The organism is Aeromonas sp. Lyrl_2, assembly GCF_051948815.1.
Taxonomy (GTDB): Bacteria; Pseudomonadota; Gammaproteobacteria; order Enterobacterales; family Aeromonadaceae; genus Aeromonas; species Aeromonas veronii.
The window spans coordinates 93,339-116,539 of the sequence record NZ_JAYJLJ010000015.1 but is presented as its reverse complement, the minus strand read 5'-3'; the positions used below and the strand labels follow the sequence as shown (position 1 = coordinate 116,539).

At 57.7% G+C, this 23,201-nt stretch carries 15 protein-coding genes; 8 read left to right on the top strand and 7 right to left on the bottom strand.

From position 1 onward, the window contains the following. Positions 1 to 13: 13 nt before the first annotated feature. Both VF684_RS14395 and VF684_RS14390 read right to left on the bottom strand, forming a co-directional pair. Positions 14 to 1,477 carry a chitinase gene (locus tag VF684_RS14395; RefSeq protein ID WP_376898287.1) on the bottom strand — a complete coding sequence of 488 codons (1,464 nt, stop codon included), beginning with the start codon at positions 1,475 to 1,477 and terminating at the stop codon, positions 14 to 16. A gap of 307 nt (positions 1,478 to 1,784) precedes the next feature. Then, a complete protein-coding gene (locus VF684_RS14390; RefSeq protein ID WP_279475146.1) occupies positions 1,785 to 3,005 on the bottom strand; it encodes a methyltransferase in 1,221 nt (406 codons plus the stop codon). Positions 3,006 to 3,189: 184 nt separating this feature from the next. Here VF684_RS14390 and VF684_RS14385 point away from each other — a divergent pair, with 184 nt between their 5' ends. Beyond that, a complete protein-coding gene (locus tag VF684_RS14385; RefSeq protein WP_042083002.1) occupies positions 3,190 to 3,768 on the top strand; it encodes a PhnA domain-containing protein in 579 nt (192 codons plus the stop codon). 203 nt (positions 3,769 to 3,971) lie between these two features. Here VF684_RS14385 and VF684_RS14380 read toward each other — a convergent pair whose 3' ends face one another. After that, positions 3,972 to 5,498, bottom strand: a complete 1,527-nt coding sequence (locus tag VF684_RS14380) for a fumarate hydratase (RefSeq protein ID WP_005351759.1) — start codon at positions 5,496 to 5,498, stop codon at positions 3,972 to 3,974. A gap of 294 nt (positions 5,499 to 5,792) precedes the next feature. On the opposite strand from VF684_RS14380, the gene pabB reads away from it, so the two are divergent. From pabB to VF684_RS14365, 3 genes are all read left to right on the top strand, one after another. After that, positions 5,793 to 7,076 carry an aminodeoxychorismate synthase component I gene (pabB, locus tag VF684_RS14375; RefSeq protein ID WP_234924782.1) on the top strand — a complete coding sequence of 428 codons (1,284 nt, stop codon included), beginning with the start codon at positions 5,793 to 5,795 and terminating at the stop codon, positions 7,074 to 7,076. 42 nt (positions 7,077 to 7,118) lie between these two features. Beyond that, a complete protein-coding gene (locus VF684_RS14370) occupies positions 7,119 to 7,685 on the top strand; it encodes a CoA pyrophosphatase (RefSeq protein WP_005351753.1) in 567 nt (188 codons plus the stop codon). 216 nt (positions 7,686 to 7,901) lie between these two features. After that, positions 7,902 to 9,200, top strand: coding sequence for a serine/threonine transporter (locus VF684_RS14365; protein ID WP_005351750.1), 1,299 nt, complete (start codon positions 7,902 to 7,904; stop codon positions 9,198 to 9,200). Between the two features lie 267 nt (positions 9,201 to 9,467). On the opposite strand, the gene VF684_RS14360 is transcribed toward VF684_RS14365, so the two are convergent. Next, a complete protein-coding gene (locus VF684_RS14360; protein ID WP_201913884.1) occupies positions 9,468 to 10,460 on the bottom strand; it encodes a hypothetical protein in 993 nt (330 codons plus the stop codon). A gap of 210 nt (positions 10,461 to 10,670) precedes the next feature. Continuing rightward, entirely contained in the window at positions 10,671 to 11,921 is a 1,251-nt protein-coding gene (gene sstT / locus VF684_RS14355; RefSeq protein WP_279475144.1) for a serine/threonine transporter SstT, read from the bottom strand. Between the two features lie 355 nt (positions 11,922 to 12,276). On the opposite strand from sstT, the gene VF684_RS14350 reads away from it, so the two are divergent. The 4 genes from VF684_RS14350 to VF684_RS14335 all read left to right on the top strand — a co-directional run bounded on the left by VF684_RS14350 (position 12,277) and on the right by VF684_RS14335 (position 19,531). After that, entirely contained in the window at positions 12,277 to 14,190 is a 1,914-nt protein-coding gene (locus tag VF684_RS14350; protein WP_257725768.1) for a RecQ family ATP-dependent DNA helicase, read from the top strand. Between the two features lie 593 nt (positions 14,191 to 14,783). Beyond that, entirely contained in the window at positions 14,784 to 16,706 is a 1,923-nt protein-coding gene (locus VF684_RS14345) for a PrkA family serine protein kinase (protein WP_033113275.1), read from the top strand. 23 nt (positions 16,707 to 16,729) lie between these two features. Next, entirely contained in the window at positions 16,730 to 18,001 is a 1,272-nt protein-coding gene (locus VF684_RS14340) for a YeaH/YhbH family protein (protein ID WP_005360363.1), read from the top strand. A gap of 9 nt (positions 18,002 to 18,010) precedes the next feature. Continuing rightward, positions 18,011 to 19,531, top strand: a complete 1,521-nt coding sequence (locus tag VF684_RS14335) for a SpoVR family protein (protein ID WP_257698964.1) — start codon at positions 18,011 to 18,013, stop codon at positions 19,529 to 19,531. A 159-nt stretch (positions 19,532 to 19,690) separates the two neighbouring features. On the opposite strand, the gene fadJ is transcribed toward VF684_RS14335, so the two are convergent. Further along, the gene (gene fadJ / locus VF684_RS14330; RefSeq protein ID WP_139441457.1) at positions 19,691 to 21,838 is read right to left on the bottom strand and encodes a fatty acid oxidation complex subunit alpha FadJ; all 2,148 of its coding nucleotides are present in this window, start codon (positions 21,836 to 21,838) and stop codon (positions 19,691 to 19,693) included. Next, entirely contained in the window at positions 21,838 to 23,148 is a 1,311-nt protein-coding gene (gene fadI / locus VF684_RS14325; protein ID WP_139441407.1) for an acetyl-CoA C-acyltransferase FadI, read from the bottom strand. Before fadI ends, fadJ begins: the two co-directional genes overlap by 1 nt. Between the last annotated feature and the right edge of the window lie 53 nt (positions 23,149 to 23,201).

Genomic DNA, 23,201 nt, shown 5'->3' with positions numbered 1-23,201 from the left:
AAATTACGCCATCTTATTTGGCAGGAACTACAACCCAGGGGCCGCCTTTGGCGGGATCATCCCCCTGTGTCCACCATTTGGCCTGATAGACGGCTCCCTTGTAGCTCACCTTGCTGCCAGCGGTGTAGACCTTGGTCGCTTCCCAGGCCGGGTTGCCACCGATGGGGGGTTCGCTCGGCTCGACCGGCGGTGGAGTCAGTTTGTCCACGATACGCACTTTCGGCCAGTTGGCGTGGGAGCCGTAGAAGTTGGTCACGCACTTCTCGTAATCACCCGGCACCAATGCAGAATAAGCGGTCTGGAAGCCCACCAGCTCGCACTCAAAGGAGTAACCGCCCGGGCGATCCGGATAGTACTTCCAGTTGCCATCCCAGTTGGTGTAGAGCACGTCGGTGGCGCCGTTAAGATTGAGACTGCCATAGGGAGTCTGCTGCCAGCAGGTGTTCTTCTCATCCGCCTTGAGCGGGATCTGGTAGTGGTTGGCCAGCCCTTCCCAGTAGCGGATGCGATTGACAGGCTGCCCCTTGTCCTTGTTCTGCTCGCCACACTCGATGCCGCCGTTGATGACGTTGATGGTGGTACCAAAGCCGTAGCCGATACCGGCATCCACTTCCCGTTTGGAGGGTACCCAGGTGCGATCAATCACGTGCAGCATGGCCGGTTTCGGGGCCTGCGGGGTGAGGAAAAACCAGATGGCAGAAGCGAGGTTAAGCCAGGAGTCCGCCACCAGCCCCGGGTTGTTGAGCAGCACGGAGGCATCGCCATCGAACATCGCCTCGGAGAAGGCACCGTAGTTGAAGTGGTAGGAGAGCTGCTTGGCGCCGCGGCCGAAGTACCCCTGACCCGTGCTGCAAGGCCACTTCTTGTTCTGCCAGTCGTTCTGGCCACAGCCGGTGGTGTAGCCGGTCTGTCCCTCTGACCAGCCCATCTCCCGCACATGCACCAGCGCCTGTTGCCACTCCTCCAGCCCCAGCGGGTTATCGGAGACGTTCTCCTTGGCAATATGGCCACCGGTCTCCTGAGAGAAGTGCGCAAAAGCCGTCACAATGGATTTTTTACAGATCGCATCAGAGTCGCGACCGTCGGTATATTCGCCACAGAACGCAGGGAATTTACCGATGGCTCGCAAGAAGCGGACATAAGTATATTCCGGCGCTGCCATCTGGGTTAAATATTCCCATTCAGATTGGGGAAATACCCGTTCAACCCGTTTTACGTTGTCAGGATTGCTTGCCAGACCCGGTTCAATGGCATCAACGATTTTATTTGACCGGGTCGCCAATGCCTTGGCCCATATTGCATACATGGGATTGGCCGTCTTGGCTTTTTCCACAGCGGCCAGATCTGGGGCCGCAATCACATATCCTCCCGCATTTTGCGGATCGGGTTGAATATTCATGGCTGCACTCATTGCGGCATAGCTTGGCAATGCGCAGGCGGCAGCGATCAGCCAGGCACAACGCTTGGGTTTGAACATGTTTATCGTCCTTGTTTGAATTAATGCGTTCCAAGAGTAGGTGTTTCAACAACTAAATTCACGATGAGAATTAAGAAATAAGCAAAATTTGTGAACCATTTCACCTTGTGATATTCAGTGCAGCTGAAACAAAGAAAAAGAACCCAAACGAAAACGACACAGCGTGATCTGTCGCCCATTTTTAGAACAGTTGAGACGGCCAGGTGACCTGCCATACGGTCATTGTTCGTGATGAAAAAAATGGCTGACAGGCTCAACCTGTCAGCCATCATCAATGTTCAAGAAAAATGCTCAAAATAGCCGGATGTCAGGCACGCACGGCACGGATCAGGATATTGCGCGGGGTCATGGGTTTGGCACAAAACTCCCCCATTTCGACCCGATAGCCCTGCTCTTGCAAAAAGAGCGCGCGATCCAGCGCCAGCCAGATCTCGAGGGGACGGCGAAACAAATGACGCACCAGCTCCATGCGGGCGACATCGCCAAAGCGGCGCTCCCCGTGCTCCAACCAGGCGGGGTAGTCGAGCCCGGCGGGCAGCACAATCCCTTTGCGCTCTGCAGCCCAAACGCAGAATGCCTCGAAGGTGCCGGTCAGCAGGCTCTTTTGCATATTGGGCACCGGCAGATACTCATCCACCCCGCGCACCTGACGCTGCAGGCAGTCAAACCCGAGCCGCCACACCACTTCCTGCTCGCGCAGGCGGGCGATCCGCGCACCGCCAGTCACCGTCTCCTGTAGCGGCAACTTGAGATCCGCCTTGCTCAACACCAGCTCGCTGGCGCTGGCCGCGGCTGACAGCGGGCGATAGTGGCTGGTACGGATCAGGTGGTAACAACAGGGAGAGATGGTCACTCCGCGGGCACTGCGCTCGGCCACCCGCTCCAGCAGATGGGTGTGCAGCTCGCCGCAGGCATGGAGTGCCATAGCGTGATGTTCGGGGGCGATCAGCGCCGCCGACTCGGGGGCAAAAGCATCGGCGCAGGTAAAGGTCATATTGGCGCCATCCCGCTCGGCCAGCAGCCGACCTTCGTCACAAAGCTGCCCTTGCAACTCCAGACTGAGGATAGGAGCCTGTCGATGAAGTGACACCAGCCGCCCAAGATGCCCCTTGCCAGCACACCACTCCAGATAGGGGCCCTGATGGGCAGGCAGACAGGCGGTGAACGACTCGATCTGGGCCTGCTTGCGCCCCGGCATATGCAGCGCCATCTCCTTGCTGCAGGTGATGGGATCCGGGGTAAACGGGACAAGCTGGCTAAGTTGCTGCAGCTCGGCTCCCTCGGCAATCCAGGGGGCAAGCAGACTGCTGAGGGCGCCCATATCTGCATCGAGCTCTGCCAACTGGGTCTGCGTCAACCCATTGAGCTTCGCCGCCAGTTCGGGCGCCTCATCGGCAAAGGCCATGGTCAGATGATGATATGGCTGATACTGCCACCAGCGTCGGTAGCGGGTGAGCAGTCGATCCAGGTGTTGAAAACGTTGAGCCAGCACGAATGCCCCTGCCTTACAGTCAAAAAGGAGGCTCATTCTAGCGATCCCGCTTCAAATTGCACTCTCAATACCTGGCGATCAGCGCCGCGCAACAGCACAGCCAACCTTGTGAGCCAGGGCAGACCTGACAAAGTGCGGGGTTTTATGCTATATTCCGCCCCCTCTTTCACGCGCCCCGCCCAACGCGGGTCGCTTTACCACTAGCTATGGGACCAACAACATGACCATCAACGCCATTCTGCAAGCGCGCGCGGGCGCCAAGTGTGAACTGTGCAGCGCCGAGCAGGCGCTGACCGCCTTCGTGGTGCCTCACTCCCCCGCCAGCGACGATGATCACAGCGTTGCTATCTGTGACACCTGCCGTGGTCAGCTGGAACAACCGGATACTCTGGTGGTCAACCACTGGCGTTGCCTGAGTGACAGCATGTGGAGCCAGGTGCCTGCGGTGCAGGTGATGGCATGGCGCCAGCTCAAAGCTCTCTCCGGCAAGGGTGAGGTGTGGGCTCAGGATCTGCTGGACATGATGTACATGGAAGACGAAGCCAAGACCTGGGCTGAAGCTGGTATTGCTGACGAAGATGACGACAGCGTACCGACCGTTGACTCCAACGGCGCCGTGCTGCAAGAGGGCGACTCCGTCACCCTGATCAAGGATCTGGACGTGAAAGGCGCCGGTTTCACCGCCAAGCGCGGCACCCTGGTCAAGGGCATCCGTCTGACCAACAACCCGCTTCATATCGAAGGCAAGGTCAATGGCGTGCAGATCGTACTGGTTGCTGCCTACCTGAAAAAGGCCTAAGCCAAGGGCGATTGCTCTGCTGTCTGCTGCCAGAGCACAAGCACAACGAAAAAGGATGGCGTCACGCCATACTTTTTTATACCCGCTTGCCGCAAACGGCCAACTTGAGCCCATAACAGGCCAGCCAAAGTAAAAAGGCGCATCCGGATGGACGCGCCTTCTTTACAGGGCCGATACCGTTAACCGGCAGCGGAAACGGTCACTCAGGAGGAGAGCTTGCCATCCAGCTCGGCAATCTTGGCAGACCAGTAGGCCGGGCCGGTTTCGTGGATATTGTTGCCTTCGGAGTCGACCGCTACGGTCACCGGCATATCTTCCACTTCAAACTCGTAGATCGCTTCCATGCCGAGATCGGCAAAGGCTACCACGCGCGCCTTCTTGATCGCCTTGGCCACCAGATAGGCGGCGCCACCAACGGCCATCAGATAAACAGCCTTGTGCTGCTTGATACTCTCGACGGTTTTCGGGCCTCGCTCGGATTTGCCGATCATGCCGATCAGGCCGGTTTCACCCAGCATCATGTCGGTGAACTTGTCCATCCGGGTGGAGGTGGTGGGGCCTGCCGGGCCAACTACTTCGTCACGCACCGCATCAACCGGGCCAACGTAATAGATAAAGCGGTTGGTGAAATCGACCCCTTCAGGCAGCCCTTCGCCATTTTTCAGCATGTCGGCGATACGCTTGTGGGCGGCGTCGCGACCTGTGAGGATCTTGCCGGAGAGCAGCACGGTATCACCGCTCTTCCAGCTGGCCAGTTCGGCCTTGGTGATGCCATCGACGTTGACGCGGCGCACGTTGCCACCCGCTTCACGGGTGATCTCCGGCCAGTCGCTCAGTTTCGGCGGAGTCAGTTCGGCAGGGCCTGAACCATCCAGCTCGAAGTGAACGTGGCGGGTCGCGGCGCAGTTGGGGATCATCACCACCGGCTTGGAGGCGGCATGAGTCGGCGCAGATTTCACCTTCACATCCAGCACGGTAGTCAGACCACCCAAACCCTGGGCACCGATCCCCAGCTTGTTGACCTTGTCGTAGAGCTCGACCCGCAGCTTCTCTTCGGTGGTTTGCGGGCCACGGGCGATCAGCTCCTGAATGTCGATATGCTCCATCAAGGCCTCTTTGGCCAGCACCGCCGCTTTCTCGGCGGTACCGCCGATGCCGATGCCCAGCATGCCGGGTGGGCACCAGCCTGCGCCCATGGTCGGCACGGTTTTCAGCACCCACTCGACGATATCGTCAGAGGGGTTGAGCATCACCATCTTGGATTTGTTCTCGGAGCCGCCGCCTTTGGCCGCGATGCTCACTTCCACCTTGTTGCCGGGGATCATGTCGATATGGACCACGGCAGGGGCGTTGTCTTTGGTATTCTTGCGACTGCCAGCCGGATCGGCCAGCACGGAGGCGCGCAGCGGGTTGTCAGGATTGGTGTAGGCACGACGGGTCCCTTCGTCCACCATCTCCTGCACCGTCATGTCGCTGTCCCACTGGACTTGCATGCCAATCTTGACGAAACAGGTCACGATGCCGGTGTCCTGGCAGAGCGGACGATGACCTTCGGCGGACATGCGGGAGTTGATCAGGATCTGGGCCAGCGCATCTTTGGCGGCCGGGTTGGCCTCGCGGTCATACGCCGCTTTGGCAGCCTGAACAAAATCCAACGGGTGGTAATAGGAGATGTACTGGAGGGCATCTGCGATAGAATCGATGAAATCCTGTTTTTTTATAATGCTCATATCATCCTCACTGGTCCTTGTCTCTGCCACGGAGCAGGGCAAGGGCTTCCATATGATGGGCCGTGCTGACGTGCTGGCTAAAAACTATCAACCAGCAAAAAGCGAACGACACGGCAGTTTTTTCTTAAGTCACCGACACCTATGATACGCTTGCCCACCAGCACCGACTAGGGTTCGGGAACCAAACTGTTGCCTGTGTAACATAAAATGACGCCAACACTTCATATCCATCATCTAGACCATAGTGCTGAACTCCATCAGCTTTTTGCCCGCCTGCAACATCAGCCGTGGGCCATGTTGCTGGAATCGGCGGGGCCACTCGGCGCCGATAACAGCTTTGATATCATCACTGCCGATCCGCTGGCGACCCTCGAAACCCGCGGCGAGGTGACCACTCTGCGTGTCGGGGCGAATATCAGCAAACACCACGAAGATCCCCTCGCCCTGCTGGCCCATACCCAGCAACAGCTGCTGGGGGAGCTGGATCTGTGTGCCACTCACCTACCCTTTATTGGCGGCGCCCTCGGCCTGTTTGGCTATGATCTGGGCCGTCGCTTCGAACGACTGCCGGTGCAGGCCGCCGCCGATATCGCGGTGCCAGACATGGCGGTGGGCATCTACGACTGGGCGCTGCTGCGCAATGTGGCGACCGGCGACTGGCAGCTGGTGCACTGGGGGGATGAAGCAGGCCTTGCCAAGCGGCTGGCCTGGCTTGAGCAGCAGCAGGCCAAACCGGCCCCCGCTTTTGCCTTGCTGGGGGCGTGGCAGAGCAATATGAGCCGTGCCGAGTATGGCGAGAAGTTTGCCCGCATTCAGGAATACCTTGCCGCAGGGGATTGCTACCAGATCAACCTGACCCAGCGTTTCAGCGCCCCCTATCAGGGGGATGAGTGGCAGGCCTACTGCCTGCTGGCAACCGCCAACAAGGCCCCCTTCTCTGCCTTTATCCGCCTGCCGGAGAGCGCGCTGCTGAGCCTCTCTCCCGAGCGGTTCCTGCTGCTCGATGGCCGTCATATCGAAACCAAACCCATCAAAGGCACTCGCCCTCGCCACCCCGATCCAGCCACCGATCGACAAGTCGCGCAGGAACTGGCGCAGGCGGACAAGGACAGATCAGAGAATCTGATGATCGTTGATCTGCTGCGCAACGATATCGGTCGGGTCAGCCGGCCAGGCTCGGTCAGCGTGCCTCATCTCTTTGCGGTGGAGTCGTTTCCGGCGGTACATCATCTGGTCTCCACCATCCATGGTGAGCTGGATGCACGCTGGCAAGGAGTCGATCTGCTGCGGGCCTGTTTCCCGGGTGGCTCCATCACCGGCGCCCCCAAGATCCGCGCCATGGAGATCATCGAAGAGCTTGAGCCACAGCGCCGCAATGCCTATTGCGGCAGCATCGGCTACCTCAGCCAGCATGGCCGGATGGACACCAGTATCTGCATTCGCACTTTGATCGCCGAAGCGGGTCGCCTGCACTGCTGGGCCGGTGGGGGCATCATCGCCGACTCCGATGCCGACAGCGAATATCAGGAGACTTATGACAAAGTCGCCCGCATCCTTCCGCCCCTCTCGGCGCTGTAACCCTCCCCACCATCAAGGCAACACACAGGAGAGCTCCCCGCCATGGATCGCCACGAACTGCTGACCCGCTTCCAGTTGCAGCGACCCGCCCCGGCCCATCGCCTCGCCATTGGTGGGCTCAGTCCGGCTGCGGTATTGATCCCGGTGGTGATGCGCGATGAGGGGCTCAGCGTGTTACTGACTCGGCGCAGCCCACGGCTACGTCATCATGGGGGGCAGATCAGCTTCCCCGGCGGGCGACAGGATCCCGGCGACGAAAACCTGATTGCCACGGCGCTGCGGGAGACCGAAGAGGAGCTCGGCATTCCGGCCCGGCTGATTGAAGTGATCGGCACCCTCAACCCGCTCAATACAGTGTCACGATTCGAGGTACTGCCGGTGCTGGGGCTGCTCGATGGCAACTATCCCCTCATCCTGAGTCCGGATGAGGTGGATCACGCCTTCGAAGTGCCGCTGACCCATCTGCTGGATCGGCGCAACCACATCCCCCTGACCCTTTCCAGAGGGGGGAAAGCACACACCATCTACTGGATCCCCTGGCAACAGCACTTTATCTGGGGGGCTACCGCCAGCATGATCAACCAGCTAGCCCAGCACCTCGCAAAATAACAATTTACCTACATTTGGCTGAGCGAGATTTAATCATTAACACTAAAATAACGTGTCAATTGATAAACAATAATTGAATTTTTCTTGTTTTGATCACATTTCCATAAGAAAGTGCGGTTTTTCGTGCCGTAAAGATGAATTTGATCAACATTTTTGATTAGAAAAACCGTATCCTTGCGCCGACTTAATAAGAACCACACATTCGGGGTGAGATAGATGTCAAACACAGTCACTGGCACGCAGGGAGTTGCGGCGTCAACAGAGCAAGGGATCCGCTCTACTCAAACCACTCGTTGGGAAAAACGCGACTCTACCTGGGTCATCAGTCTGTTCGGGACCGCGGTTGGCGCGGGGATCCTGTTCCTGCCTATCAACGCGGGTATGGGCGGTTTCTGGCCGCTGGTCGTCATGGCGCTGCTGGTAGGTCCCATGACCTATCTGGCCCACCGTGGTCTGGCCCGCTTCGTCCTTTCCTCCAAAAAGCCAAATGCAGACATCACCGAAGTGGTGGAAGAGCACTTTGGCGTGGGTGCCGGTAAATTAATCACCCTGCTCTACTTCTTCGCCATCTACCCCATCGTGCTGATCTACGGCGTGGGTATCACCAACACCGTGGAAAGCTTCATGGTCAACCAGCTGCAGATGAGTGCCCCGCCGCGCTGGATCCTCTCCATCGTGCTGATCATGGGCATGATGTCGGTGATGCTGGCCGGTGAAAAGCTGATGCTGAAAGTGACCGAGCTGCTGGTTTATCCGCTGATCGCCATTCTGGCCGGTATCTCTTTGTACCTGATCCCGGACTGGACCGGTGCCGCGCTGGAGCAAGTGCCCTCTGCCAAGGATTTCGCCACTACCCTGTGGCTGACCATCCCGGTACTGGTCTTCTCCTTCAACCACAGCCCGGCCATCTCCAGCTTCTCTCTGGCCCAGCGCCGCGACCACGGTGATCAGGCTGTCGAGAAAGCCGATGCCATCCTCAAGCGTACCGCCATGGTGCTGCTGGGCTTCGTGATGTTCTTCGTCTTCTCTTGCGTCATGAGCCTGACTCCGGCTCAGCTGGCAGAAGCCAAGGCTCAGAACATCGCCGTGCTCTCCTATCTGGCCAACCAGCATGCCAGCCCTATCATCTCCTACTTCGGTCCGCTGGTTGCGTTCGTGGCCATCGTCTCCTCCTTCTTCGGCCACTATCTGGGTGCCCGTGAAGGTCTGAAGGGGATGATCGTGCAGAACATGCGCAAGTCCGGCAAAGAGCCGAACGCCAAGAAAGTCGAGATGTTCATCATCGCCTTCTTCATCCTGACCCTGTGGGGCACTGCCATTGCCAACCCCTCCATCCTGGGCATGATTGAATCCTTGGGCGGCCCGATCATCGCTACCATCCTGTTCATCATGCCGATGTACGCCATCAAGCGCGTACCGGCCATGGCGAAGTATCAGGGTCATATCAGCAACGTATTTGTCGCTGTGATGGGGATGATCGCCATCTCCGCCATCCTCTATCAACTGGTTGGTTAATCCTCCACCTACCGCTGATAGCAAAAAGCCAGCCGAATAGTCGGCTGGCTTTTTTTATTGCATTTGTCCCGTCCTGAATAGTCTTGCCACTCATCACGCAGTTATTGCAGCGACAGCACCTGAACTCACACAACAACCAAGGAAACAACCCTTATCCGGCAACCACATCATGATGTTTCAGGGCTTCGCACCGAACCTCGACCAACAAAAATGCCAGTCGGGTAAACGACTGGCATCTCTTGATAAACACGCACTATCTCTGGCTGATTAGAGTGGTTGCGCTTCCAACAGGAACGGCGTGATACCGGTGATTTCCGGAATACCGAGCACCAGGGTGTCTTTCTGACCATTGCTACCTGGTTTCATGGTCAGATATGCGGTGACACTGGCGTTGCGATTGGCAAAATCGCGCATCTTTGTTTCCCAGAGCCCCTCATAAATTTTTCCCTCTTTGATATCAGCAGGCCCTGTCAAGGTATTGAAACTGCATGACCGATTGTTCCAACCAGTCAACGTCAGCTTGTTCAAACCTTGAGTGTTGGCCTCTGTCTCACCGCTTACAGAACACCCTTCTTTAAACAGGATGGTCAGCTTGATCCCCAAGCCATTGTTGCTGCGCTCAGTTTTGAAATCTTGAAACAGTGCACTCTCCCCAAGGTTGTACCAGGAGTCCGCGTTGATAGGCGCAGTGACCATCGGCTGCAATGCCACTTGGCCGCCCCAATTCTGAATAGTGAGTGCAGAATCGATTTTGGCTTTGACGGGTCGATAATCGAGTACCCAGAGTGACTGGCTGCTTCCCGCCGCATCTGGCACAGACGCCACCTTGACCAACCCATCGACATTGGTATTGGACTTTTGCTCAGCCGAGTCGAAGGTACTGGGTTGGCTTTTGTTCACCAGCAACGACAACGTCAGTGGGTAACCCTCACCTTTATTCAGAGAAGAGAAGCCTTGAGGGAAGGTATAAGTGCTGACTGTGGCACTTCTTTTCTCAGCAATGTTCATCGCCCAACCCGTGCCCTCTGTGGACGCCGGATAGACAAAACCGACCGCACGATAACTGTCGTTGACCGGACGGTTGATTAACTGCCCCTGAGCGTCCATCAGGACGGGGAGATAAACACCAGCCACCGGCAGCGCCCTCGGTTGCGGCTCCGGTGGCGTGGTACCACCACCACCACTATCTCCGCCACCACCACCGCAACCAACCAAACCTAATGCAGCAATAATTGCCCACGAAAGCGTAGTTTTTTTCATTATTTAATCTCGTTTTTTAGCCTGAACCTCATTATTCCGCAGCTATTTTAACGGGGCTGCACCCGCACTGTCTGTCGGCTATTTGTAACCAAACATTTCATCAAAATGAATGTTTTCTTGCGCACTCATCTCCTCAACACATTTAGGCACGCTGATATAAAAAGCCCCTCACAGAGAGGGGCTAGAAATCGAATTCGCAAGCAAACCGAATCACGCCTCGCTGCTTGGCAGCGGCGCCGGCTCCAGCAGGGTTTCATCTTCGGCCATGCAAGCAGCGGCGGTGAACAGCACGTCGGTGGAGCTGTTCAGTGCTGTCTCAGCAGAATCCTGCAACACGCCGATGATAAAGCCGACGGCTACTACCTGCATGGCGATGTCGTTGCTGATACCAAACAGACTGCAGGCCAACGGGATCAGCAGCAAAGAGCCACCAGCGACACCGGACGCGCCACAGGCACTGATGGTGGCGACCACGGAGAGCAGAATGGCCGTTGCCATGTCCACTTCCATCCCCAGGGTATGTACCGCCGCCATGGCCAGCACAGTGATGGTGATGGCCGCACCCGCCATGTTGATGGTGGCACCCAGCGGGATGGAGACAGCGTAGGTATCTTTGGGCAGGCGCAGTTTTTCACACAGCGCCATGTTGACCGGGATGTTGGCGGCAGAGCTGCGGGTAAAGAAGGCGGTCACGCCGCTCTCTTTGAGGCAAGTCAGCACCAGCGGATAAGGGTTGCGCTTGATCTTCCAGAAGACGATCAACGGGTTGACCACAAAGGCGATAAACAGCATGCAGCCGATCAGCACCACCAGCAGTTGGGCATAGCCAAACAGGGCATCGAAGCCGGTCTCTGCCAGCGTGGAGGCAACCAGACCCAGGATCCCGAGCGGGGCACAGCGGATCACCGCTTTCACGATGGCGGAGACACCGTGAGACAGGTCAGTGATCAGCGCCTTGGTGCTCTCGTTGGCATGGCGCATGGCGATACCCAGACCGATAGCCCACGCCAAGATCCCGATATAGTTGGCATCCATCAGCGCCTTGACCGGGTTGGTCACCACGTTGAACAGCAGGGTCTGCAGCACCTCAGTGATCCCGCCTGGCGGGGTGATCTCGGCAGTATTGGCCACCAGATGGAGGTTGGAGGGGAACAGGAAGCTGGCAATCACCGCGACCACGGCCGCAGAGAAGGTACCAAACAGGTAGAGCGCCAGCAGCGGGCGAATATTGGTCTTCTGACCCTGCTTGTGACCAATGATGGCCGCCATCACCAGTACGAATACCAGCAGCGGGGCTACTGCTTTCAGTGCGCCAACAAACAGACTGCCGAGCAGACCTGCCGTTTTCGCCCACTCGGGCGCAAACAGTGCCAGCAAGATACCGAATACCAGACCAACCAGGATCTGGCTGACCAGACTGGTGCTATTAACCAGCCGAAGGAGGGGGTGTTGTTGTGTCATCAAAAAAGTCCCTAAGCACCGTAGTGCATGAATCATGAGTCCTGTCTGCAATTACTCATCGGGAGACCCCTGTCGCCCGAATGTGGTGTCTGTGGCCAGCCTTCTGTCGGGCCGATCCGCCAGTCACCGGATTGCATGACGGAATATCCCATTCGCCATCTTTTTTTTCCAGAGACTCACCAAAAAATATCCCGTTTCCATCACAAAAAACCGCAACAAAACCTTAACTACAGCGCAACCACCCATCTTTGTACGTTTTATCGACACTCTCTGCCCTCACCCTCACGACCATTCCTGCGTCACCCGTGACCGGCATCGCTGTGCTATCATCCCCCATTTGCCGCGGAGCCTTGCCATGATCCCATCCCTGCTCAACCAATATTTTGGTTTCTCCGCACTCAGACCTGGTCAGGAGGCAGTGATCAGCCGGGTGCTGGTAGGTCAGAGTGCCGCCGCCATCTTTCCCACCGGCTCCGGCAAGTCGCTCTGTTATCAACTGCCTGCCCTCGCCCTGCCTCACCTGACCCTGGTGATCTCGCCGCTGCTGGCGCTGATGCACGATCAACTCGCCTTCCTTAAAAGCAAGGGAATAAGCGCGGCCACCCTCGACTCGAGCCAGAGCCCGGAGGAGAGCCGACGAGTGATGCAGCAGGCGCTGGATGGCCAGCTCAAGATCCTGATGATCTCGGTGGAGCGACTCAAGAACGAGCGTTTTCGCCGTTTTATCCAGCAAGTGCCGCTCTCGCTGCTGGTCGTCGATGAGGCGCACTGTATCTCGGAGTGGGGCCACAACTTTCGCCCCGACTACCTCAAGCTGCCGAGCTATCGCCATGACCTGAAGATCCCGCAGGTGCTGCTGCTCACCGCCACCGCCACACCGGCGGTTATTCAGGATATGCAGACCAAATTCGGCATCGCGCCGGAGGGGGTCGTGGTCACAGGTTTCTACCGCCCCAATCTTGATCTGGCGGTCATTCCCCTGGCGCCCGACGCGCGGGATAGCTGGCTCGCACAGGAGCTGGCCAACGCTCCGGCGGCCCCCACCATCGTCTACGTCACCTTGCAACACACCGCAGAAGCCTGTGCCGAGCAACTCATTAGAGAAGGGATCAACGCCCGCGCCTATCATGCCGGGCTCGACTCGGCGCTGCGCAGCCAGATCCAGCACGACTTCATGGCGGGCAAGGTGGATTGCATCGTCGCCACCATCGCCTTTGGCATGGGGATCGACAAAGCGGATATCCGGCGGGTCATTCACTACGATCTGCCCAAATCTATCGAGAACTACAGCCAGGAGATTGGCCGCGCCGGACGGGATGACCAACCATCGCGCTGTATCGTGCTGGCCAACCAGAGCCAGCTGCCGGTGTTGGAGAACTTCGTCTACGGCGATACGCCGGATTTGAGTGCCATCCTCCAGCTGCTTGCCATCATCAAGCAGAGCGGGAACGAGTGGGAATTCACCCTGCTGCGCCTATCCAACGACACCAATATCCGCCAGTTGCCCCTTAAAACCCTGCTGGTCTATCTGGAGATGGCGGGCATCATCACCCCGGCCTACAGCTACTACGCCGACTACCGCTTCAAGTTTGTGCTGGATAAAGGCGAGATAGTGAGCCGCTTCAATCCGAAACGCCGCCAGTTTCTGGAGCAGCTGTTCGCCTGTGCCCCGCAAGCGCGCAGCTGGTGCACCATGGACTTTGACGCCCTCTGGCAGGGCTATCAGGGGGAGCGGCAGCGGGCCGTTGCGGCGCTCGACTACCTGCAGCAGCAAGGCTGGATCGAGCTTGAAAGCAAACAGATGACCGAGGTCTACCGGATCACCCGTCAGGAATGGGACAACGAGCAGGAAGCAAATGCCCTGCATGCCCTGTTCCTGCAAAAAGAGCAGAGCGAGCTGGCCAGACTGCAAGCCATGCTCGACTTTTTCACCTCAAGTGAGTGCCTGAGCCACCGCCTCGCCCGCTATTTTGCCGATGAGGTGGCGCCGGTTCATTGTGGCCACTGTTCGGTTTGTCGCGGCGAGGTGGCGCATCTCCCGCCCCTGCCCTCACTGACCATGCCAAACGAGGCGGGGATCCGCGCCTGGTGCGATCCGCTGATTACCAAAACCGGTTTCGTGGATGCTCGTGTTCTGGCCCGCTTCTTGTGCGGTATCGCCACACCGTTGACCAGCCGGGTTAAGGCCAAATCGCTGGCGGGCGCAGGCCAATTGGCCGCCCACCCGTTTGCCCGCGTCCTGGCGGCAGTGCAACAAGCCTACCCTTGATAGATGAGTGCTGGCGGCGTCAATAGCCACCAGCAGAAACAAGCGTTTACAGACGCAGAAAAAGAAGACCCTCGCGGTTGCGAGGGTCAAGCCAACGGAAACGTGCTTAAACAGAGCTTGGTGAGGCAACAGTCAACTCTCTTGCTAAAGCGTCTTGCTGCTCACACATCGCCAATCTAGGGCACTCAAAATGTAGCGTCAATGTAAAAATTAGAGCTAAAATTCCAAACAAGGTGATTTACGTTGACGTTCACGTAATGACATTCTCATCCATAACCCCGCCAACCCGCAGCCCCATTGACTTTCGTCAAACCCCTTAATCTTTTCGCAATAAGTTCCCTCTTTCCCATAAACATTTATTTTTTATGTCTTTGACATTTACCTCACTATCGTGGCAAAAATAATTTAACAGTCAGTAACATAGCGGTGTTGTTGACTGACCCTCCCCGCAAAGGATCGGGCAGGTTTCTTCAGAATTTAACCTATCAACCGTGATGGATTACTGGAGTCTGTTGACTAGGCTTTAAAAGCGCACAACACAAAAGCAGTCATCCACTTTTTTCAGGGTAAGCGACTATAACGAGGGCAAAGTTATGGGCATATTCGAGCATTACCAACAGCGATATGAAAAAGCGAGAGAAGAGGAATATACCATCCAGGAGTTCCTGGATATGTGTAAGCAGGACAAAGCCTGCTACGCCTCCGCAGCCGAACGTCTGCTGACCGCCATCGGTGAGCCGGAGATGGTAGACACCTCAGCCAACCCCAGACTGAGCCGACTCTTCTCCAACCGCGTCGTGGCACGCTATCCCGCCTTCAAGGATTTCTACGGGATGGAAGAGGCCATCGAACAGATCGTCTCCTACCTCAAACACTCCGCCCAAGGGCTGGAGGAGAAGAAACAGATCCTCTATCTGCTGGGCCCCGTTGGCGGCGGTAAATCCTCGCTGGCAGAGAAACTCAAATCCCTGATGCAGAAGGTGCCCATCTATCGCATCAAGGGCTCACCAGTCAATGATCACCCCTTCTGCCTGTTCGATATCGAAGAGGATGGGGAGATCCTGGAAAAAGAGTACGGCATCCCGCGCCGTTACCTGCGTCCCATCATGTCCCCCTGGGTGGCCAAACGCCTGCACGAGTTTGGCGGCGACATCACCAAGTTCAAGGTGGAGAAGGTCAACCCCTCCATCCTCGATCAAATCGCCATTGCCAAGACTGAACCCGGTGATGACAACAACCAGGACATCTCCTCACTGGTCGGCAAGGTCGACATCCGCATGCTGGAGCACTTCGCCCAGGATGACGCCGATGCCTACTCCTACTCCGGTGCGCTGTGCAAGGCGAACCAGGGTGTGATGGAATTTGTGGAGATGTTCAAAGCGCCCATCAAGGTGCTGCACCCGCTGTTAACTGCAACTCAGGAGGGGAACTACAACGGTACCGAAGGGCTCTCAGCCCTCCCCTTTGACGGCATCTTGCTGGCTCACTCCAACGAATCCGAGTGGCAGCAGTTCCGCAACAACAAGAACAACGAGGCCTTCCTCGACCGGGTCTACATCGTCAAGGTGCCTTACTGCCTGCGCGTCTCCGAAGAAGTGAAGATCTACGAGAAGCTGCTGGTCAACAGCGAGCTGACCGAGGCCAAGTGCGCCCCAGGAACCCTCGAGTTGCTGGGCCAGTTCTCGGTGTTGTCACGGCTAAAAGAACCCGAAAACTCCAGCATCTACTCCAAGATGCGGGTCTATGATGGCGAAAGCCTCAAAGACACCGATCCAAAGGCGAAGAGCTATCAGGAGTATCGCGACTACGCCGGTGTGGACGAGGGGATGAATGGTCTCTCTACCCGTTTTGCGTTCAAGATCCTTTCCCGCGTCTTCAACTTCGACCACGCGGAAGTGGCCGCCAACCCGGTGCACCTCTTCTATGTGCTGGAGCAGCAGATCGAGCGCGAGCAGTTCCCGCAAGAGCTGCACGATCGCTACCTTGAGTTCATCAAGGGTTATCTGACTCCCCGCTATGTGGAGTTCATCGGCAAGGAGATCCAGACCGCCTATCTCGAGTCCTACTCCGAGTACGGGCAGAACATCTTCGATCGCTACGTCACCTACGCCGACTTCTGGATCCAGGATCAGGAGTACCGTGACCCCGAAACCGGCCAGCTGTTTGACAGAGCGTCTCTCAACAGCGAGCTGGAGAAAATTGAAAAACCCGCCGGGATCAGCAACCCGAAGGATTTCCGTAACGAAATCGTCAACTTCGTGCTGCGTGCCCGGGCCAACAATGCAGGCCGTAACCCCAACTGGACCAGTTACGAGAAGCTGCGCACCGTGATCGAGAAGAAGATGTTCTCCAACACGGAAGAGCTGCTGCCGGTTATCTCCTTCAACAGCAAAACCTCGGCCGAGGAGCAGAAGAAGCACGATAACTTTGTCGAACGGATGATGGAGAAAGGCTACACCCGCAAACAGGTGCGACTGCTCTCCGAATGGTATCTCAGGGTACGCAAGTCATCCTGACCCTGAGTGTTCAAGGGGGAGTTATGGCGCATTTTATCGACCGCAGGCTCAACGGCAAAAACAAAAGCGCTGTCAATCGGCAGCGCTTCATCCGCCGCTACAAGAAGCAGATAAAACAAGCGGTCTCGGATGCTGTCTCCAAGCGCAGCATTCAGGACGTAGACAAGGGTGAGAGCATCAGCATCCCGACCAAGGATATCGGCGAGCCCCATTTTCATCAGGGGCACGGCGGTAAACGGGAGATGGTGCATCCCGGCAATGATCAATTCGTCTCCGGCGACAAGATTGACCGCCCCAAAGGAGGGGGCGGCGGACAGGGTTCCGGCGAGGGACAAGCATCCAATCAGGGTGAAGGGGCCGATGATTTCGTGTTCCAGATCTCCAAGGATGAGTATCTCGATCTGCTGTTTGAAGATCTGGAGCTGCCCAGGCTGCAGAAAACCCAGCTCAATCAGCTGATGGAGGTCAAAACCTATCGGGCGGGCTACACCTCAAACGGGGTGCCCGCCAACATCAACGTGGTGCGCTCGCTGCAAAATTCGCTGGCGCGGCGTATGGCGCTGCAAGCAGGCAAGAAACGCCAATTGCACGAACTGGAAGATCGGCTGGCCCTGCTGGCCACCGATCCCAACGAGCACTTTGCCGAAATAGCCCTGCTCGAGAAGGAGATCAGGGAGCTGAAACGACGGATCGATGCGGTGCCGTTTATTGACACCTTCGATCTCAAATTCAACAACTTCGTCAAACGGCCCGTCCCCTCCAGCCAGGCGGTGATGTTCTGTCTGATGGACGTCTCGGGCTCCATGGATCAGGCCACCAAGGAGATGGCCAAACGTTTCTATATCCTGCTCTATCTGTTCCTGAGCCGGACTTACAAGAACGTAGAAGTGGTCTATATCCGCCACCACACCCAGGCCAAGGAGGTGGACGAGCACGAGTTCTTCTACTCCCAGGAGACAGGCGGCACCATCGTATCCAGCGCCCTCAAGATGATGAATGACATCATCAATGAGCGTTACCCCGCCAACCAGTGGAACATCTATGCGGCGCAGGCATCGGATGGTGACAACTGGGCTGATGACTCACCGCAGTGCCGTGAAATTCTGGCGCGGGACATCATGCCAAGGGTGCGGTACTACTCCTACATCGAGATCACCACCCGTGCTCACCAGACCCTGTGGCACGAATATGAGTCGGTAGCCAGCCAGTTCCCCCACTTTGCGATGGAGCACATTCGCAAGGTCGAGGATATCTATCCGGTGTTCCGCGAGCTGTTCAAGAAACAAGCGGCGTGAGGAGGTCACATGATCGAAACAGAAAAACGTGTAGCGCCACTGGATGACGGACCAGACTGGAACTTCGATCTGCTGGAGACCTATCACCAGGAGATCGCCCGAGTCGCCCGCTTCTACAAGCTGGATACCTACCCCAACCAGATCGAGGTGATCACCGCCGAGCAGATGATGGATGCCTACTCCAGCGTCGGCATGCCCATCGGCTATCAACACTGGTCGTTCGGCAAGCGCTTTATCCATACCGAACGCAACTACAAGCGCGGCCAAATGGGACTGGCCTACGAGATCGTCATCAACTCGGATCCCTGCATCGCCTACCTGATGGAGGAGAACACCATGCCGATGCAGGCACTGGTGATGGCCCACGCCTGCTACGGCCACAACTCCTTCTTCAAGAACAACTATCTGTTCAAAGCTTGGACAGATGCCTCCTCCATCATCGACTACCTGCTGTTCGCCAAGAACTACATCACCCAGTGTGAAGAGAAGCACGGTATCGAGGCGGTGGAGCAGTTGCTCGACTCCTGCCATGCCCTGATGAACTTCGGGGTGGATCGCTACAAGCGGCCCCAGAAGATCTCGATGGCCGAGGAGAAACGACGTCAGAAGGCGCGCGAAGACTACCTGCAGACCCAGGTCAACGAGCTGTGGCGTACCCTGCCTAAGCAGCATAAAGCCGCAGGGGTGGAGGACAGGCGCTACCCCGCCGAGCCCCAGGAGAACATTCTCTACTTCATCGAGAAGAATGCCCCCCTGCTGGAACCTTGGCAGCGCGAGATAGTGCGCATCGTGCGCAAGATCAGCCAATATTTCTATCCGCAAAAGCAGACCCAGGTGATGAACGAGGGGTGGGCCACCTTCTGGCACTACACCATCCTCAATCACCTCTATGACGAGGGCAAGCTGAGCGATCGCTTCATGATGGAGGTGCTGCACAGCCACACCAACGTGGTCTATCAACCCGCTTACAACAGTCGCTACTACTCGGGGATCAACCCCTATGCGCTGGGGTTTGCCATGTTTACCGACCTGCGCCGCATCTGCGAGAACCCGACCGAGGAGGACAGATACTGGTTCCCCGATTACGCTGGCAGCAACTGGGTGGATACACTGCATTTTGCCATGCAGAACTTCAAGGATGAGAGCTTTATCAGCCAGTTCTTAAGCCCGAAGGTAATGCGGGATATGAAGCTGTTCGCCATTGATGACGATGATCTGAAGAACTATCTGAAGGTCTCTGCCATCCACAATGACGAGGGCTATCGTCAGGTGCGTAATACTTTGTCGGCCCAGTACAACCTCAGCAATCTGGAGCCCAATATTCAGGTCTACAACGTGGCAGTAAAAGGGGATCGTTCCCTTACCTTGCGCTATGTCCCCCACAACCGCATACCCCTTGGCGACTCACGCCATGAGGTGCTCAAACACCTGCATCAGCTGTGGGGATTCGACGTGGTGCTGGAGCAGGATAACGGCGAGCTGCCGCCCGATATCATAGGTCGTTGCCCGGAGCGCAAACCGGGGATCTGACCCGTGACGTGATATCTCGACGGCCCACTTCGGTGGGCCGTTTTTTAATCGGTTGCTTCTGCCAGCATGAGCGCTGCCCAACCCGAACAAGCCACAACATAAAAAGAGGCCCGCATGGTGTGCGGGCCTCTTTTGCTTGCGATCAATCTGCAGCGGTTATCAGTAGAAGGTCTGCTGCTCTGCGGCCATCGCCTTGAGGCGGGCACAGGGGGCGAACCTGTCGCCATGGCGCTTCTGGTAATACTCCAGACGGCCAACCAGATGATCAATCCCGAGCGTATCCATATAACGGAACGGGCCGCCGAGGAAGGGCGGGAAACCGATGCCGAAGATGGCGCCGATATCGCCATCACGAGCCGAGGCCACCACACCGCTATCCAGCGCCATCGCCGCTTCGTTGAGCATCAGCAACACGCAGCGCTCGGCGATTTCCTGACGAGCCAGCTTGGCAGACGGCTTGATACCGAGCACGCCATAGACGCTCTCGTCCACCGTCTTCTTGCCCTCTTTGCCGGTCAGCTTGTTACGCGGTGCCGCCTTGCCATAGAGGTAGAAGCCCTTGCCATTCTTGCGTCCCTTGCGATCATTTTGCAGCAGTTTGTCGAACGCCTTGGGCGCCTGGAACTGCTCGCCGCCCAGCTCTTTTTCGAGAATGGGGGAGATCTTGGCCCCTACATCGATCCCCACCTCGTCCAACAAGGTGATGGGGCCAACCGGGAAGCCAAAGTCCAGCAGCGCGCTATCCAGCACCTCCACCGGCTCCCCTTCCAGCACCAGTCTTGCCGCTTCATTCATGTAGGGGGCAAGGATGCGGTTGACGTAGAAACCGGCTTCGTCCTTCACCACGATGGGCGTTTTGCCCTGGGCGCGGGCAAAAGCCAGGGTGGTAGCGACCGTCTCGGCACTGGTGCCAGCGTGGGGGATGATCTCCGCCAGCGGCATCTTGTCGACCGGGCTGAAGTAGTGCAGCCCCACGACTCGCTCTGGGTGCGCCGCCTCTGCCGCAATCTGGTTGATGGGTAGGGAAGAGGTGTTGGAGGCAAACACTGTGTGCTCACCGCACTCACGCTCCACGTCTTTCACCATCTGGTGTTTGAGCGCGAGATCTTCAAACACCGCCTCCACCACCATGTCCACCCGGTGAAAACCGGAGTAGTCGAGGGTACCGGTCAACAGGCTCATCTGCTTTTCCAATTCGCTGCGCAAGATGTGACGACGCTTGAGCTTCTTGGCCAGAATGTCATAGCTGTAGCGCATGGCATTGCCGATCCCGGCGCTTGCCACATCCTTGATCCGCACCGGCACGCCCGCCTTGGTAGCGGTGACGAACGCGATGCCGCCCCCCATCAGACCACCGCCCAACACGGCGGCATGGGCCACCTTGCGCGGCTCGGCCCCCTGATAGGTGACCTCTTTCTTCATCTCGGTGGTGGCAAAGAAGATGGAACGCAGGGCGGCAGACTCGGCAGTCATCACCAGCTCGCCAAAGTGGCGGGACTCGGCGGCCAGACCGGCCTTCATCCCCTCCTCCACGCCGATGCGCACAACATCCAGGATCCGCTCCGGCGCCGGGTAGTTGCCGCGGGTCTTGGCTTTCACCCCCTTGCTGGCCTGATCGAACAGCACCTTGCGGCCCAGCTTGTTGGTCTCCAGCACCTTGCCCTGCAGATCCCGTTTCAACTGATGGCGCGGTTTGCCCTTCTTGGCCAGCTTGATGGCAGCATCCAGCAAGATTGACGGCGGCACCACATCGTCCACCAGCCCCAATTTCTTGGCTTGTTTAGCACGAACCTGCTTGCCGGTCAGCATCAGATCCAGCGCCTTGGCCACCCCGATAAGGCGCGGCAGACGCTGGGTACCGCCAGACCCCGGCAGCAGACCGAGCTGAACTTCCGGCAATCCCAGCACGGTTTTACCGTGATCGGTCACCACCCGACCATGGCAGGCCAGCGCCAGCTCCAGCCCGCCACCAAGGCAGGGGCCATGAATGGCGGCGATCACCGGAATGGTTAGCCCCTCGATCTCGGCAAAGATCTCCTGCCCTTCCCGTGACAGGGTCTCGGCATCCTTGGCACTGGTGCAGGCGGCCAGCATGGTGATATCAGCACCGGCGATAAAGGAGTCCTTTTTACCGGAGGTGATCACCAGACCGATCAAATCCTTGTTGCGTTTCACTTCGGCCAGCACGGTGCGGATCTCCTCCACAAAGGCGGACTTGAGGGTATTCATGCTCTCGCCCGGCACATCCATGGTGAGGATGCCGATGCCATCTTTGCGAACATCCAGCGAAAAAGTCTTAGCACTCATCATTCAACCTCCAACACCATAGCCACGCCCAATCCACCCGCCGCACAGGCGGTGTTGAGCCCCAGTCCCCCGCCGCGACGACGCAGCTCGTGCAGGGTCTGGGTGATCATCCGCGCACCGGTCGCGGCAAAGGGGTGCCCATAGGCCAGCGAACCACCGAGGACGTTGAACTTCTCCATGTCCACCTCGCCGATGGCCTGATCACGGCCCAGCTTGTCACGGGCAAACTCGTGGCTGGCAAACATCTTGAGGTTGGCCAGGGTCTGGGCGGCAAAGGCTTCGTGCATGTCGATCAGGGTCAGATCACCGAGCGTGATACCAGCTCTGTCCAGCGCCAGCGGCGTGGCGTAGGAGGGCCCCATCAGCATGTCCTGCCACACATCGATAGCCGAGAAGGCGAAGCTGCGGATATAGCCAAGCGGCTCGAGGCCCAGCTCTTTCGCCCGCCCTTCCCGCATCAGCAACACGGCAGCGGCGCCGTCAGTGAGCGGGGTGGCATTGGCAGCAGTGACTGTGCCATGAACCCGGTCAAACACCGGCTTGAGCTTGGCGTAGCTCTCCAAGTCCGAGCTTTCACGGATATTGTTGTCCCGCTCCAGCGGTGACTTGTAGGGCGGTACATGGGCGGTAAACACCTCGCCACTGAGCTTGCCATCGGCCCAAGCCTGTGCGGCCAGAGTGTGGGAGCGATGAGCCAGCGCATCTTGCGCCTCGCGGCTGATCTGGTGGCTCTTGGCCATCTGCTCGGCGGTCTGCCCCATGGAGAGACCGGTCGAATATTCAGCCACAGCAGGCGGCACCGGCAGCAGATCCTTGATCCGCAACTGGCGCAAAATGTTGAAGCGCTGCTGCAGATTGCGCGCCTTGTTGAGATCCACCAGGGCGCGGGCCAGCTTCTTGCTCACCCCGATAGGCAGCACGGAGGAGGAATCAGCACCGCCGGCGATGGCGATGTCTACGGTACCGGCCATGATGGATTCGGTGACGTTGGCCACCGCCTGAAAACTGGTGGCGCAGGCGCGGGAGACGCTGTAGGCATCGGTATTGACGCTCATGCCGGTACCGAGCACGATCTCGCGAGCAATGTTGGGGGCTTCCGGCATCTGAACCACCTGGCCAAACACCAGCTGGTCGATAAGCTTGGGATCGAGATCGGTACGGGCGAGCATTTCGCTTACCACCAGTTTGCCGAGATCGACTGCTGGCACGCCATGAAAGGCGGTAGCCTGCTTGGCAAAGGGGGTACGCAGCCCCGCCACGACGGCAATCCGTTCGCCCTGGCGAGTCGTCAGTTTCAATGGCTGTTTCATCCTGGCTCCTTGGTTTAAAAGGCAGAGGTCTGACCTCATTGCGCCACATCTTA

What these genes read in the sequence shown, in the direction of transcription:
- VF684_RS14395 (WP_376898287.1), bottom strand. Translation starts at nt 1,477, where the DNA reads ATGTTCAAACCCAAGCGTTGTGCCTGGCTGATCGCTGCCGCCTGCGCA.
- VF684_RS14390 (WP_279475146.1), bottom strand. Translation starts at nt 3,005, where the DNA reads ATGAGCCTCCTTTTTGACTGTAAGGCAGGGGCATTCGTGCTGGCTCAA.
- VF684_RS14385 (WP_042083002.1), top strand. Translation starts at nt 3,190, where the DNA reads ATGACCATCAACGCCATTCTGCAAGCGCGCGCGGGCGCCAAGTGTGAA.
- VF684_RS14380 (WP_005351759.1), bottom strand. Translation starts at nt 5,498, where the DNA reads ATGAGCATTATAAAAAAACAGGATTTCATCGATTCTATCGCAGATGCC.
- pabB (WP_234924782.1), top strand. Translation starts at nt 5,793, where the DNA reads ATGTTGCTGGAATCGGCGGGGCCACTCGGCGCCGATAACAGCTTTGAT.
- VF684_RS14370 (WP_005351753.1), top strand. Translation starts at nt 7,119, where the DNA reads ATGGATCGCCACGAACTGCTGACCCGCTTCCAGTTGCAGCGACCCGCC.
- VF684_RS14365 (WP_005351750.1), top strand. Translation starts at nt 7,902, where the DNA reads ATGTCAAACACAGTCACTGGCACGCAGGGAGTTGCGGCGTCAACAGAG.
- VF684_RS14360 (WP_201913884.1), bottom strand. Translation starts at nt 10,460, where the DNA reads ATGAAAAAAACTACGCTTTCGTGGGCAATTATTGCTGCATTAGGTTTG.
- sstT (WP_279475144.1), bottom strand. Translation starts at nt 11,921, where the DNA reads ATGACACAACAACACCCCCTCCTTCGGCTGGTTAATAGCACCAGTCTG.
- VF684_RS14350 (WP_257725768.1), top strand. Translation starts at nt 12,277, where the DNA reads ATGATCCCATCCCTGCTCAACCAATATTTTGGTTTCTCCGCACTCAGA.
- VF684_RS14345 (WP_033113275.1), top strand. Translation starts at nt 14,784, where the DNA reads ATGGGCATATTCGAGCATTACCAACAGCGATATGAAAAAGCGAGAGAA.
- VF684_RS14340 (WP_005360363.1), top strand. Translation starts at nt 16,730, where the DNA reads ATGGCGCATTTTATCGACCGCAGGCTCAACGGCAAAAACAAAAGCGCT.
- VF684_RS14335 (WP_257698964.1), top strand. Translation starts at nt 18,011, where the DNA reads ATGATCGAAACAGAAAAACGTGTAGCGCCACTGGATGACGGACCAGAC.
- fadJ (WP_139441457.1), bottom strand. Translation starts at nt 21,838, where the DNA reads ATGAGTGCTAAGACTTTTTCGCTGGATGTTCGCAAAGATGGCATCGGC.
- fadI (WP_139441407.1), bottom strand. Translation starts at nt 23,148, where the DNA reads ATGAAACAGCCATTGAAACTGACGACTCGCCAGGGCGAACGGATTGCC.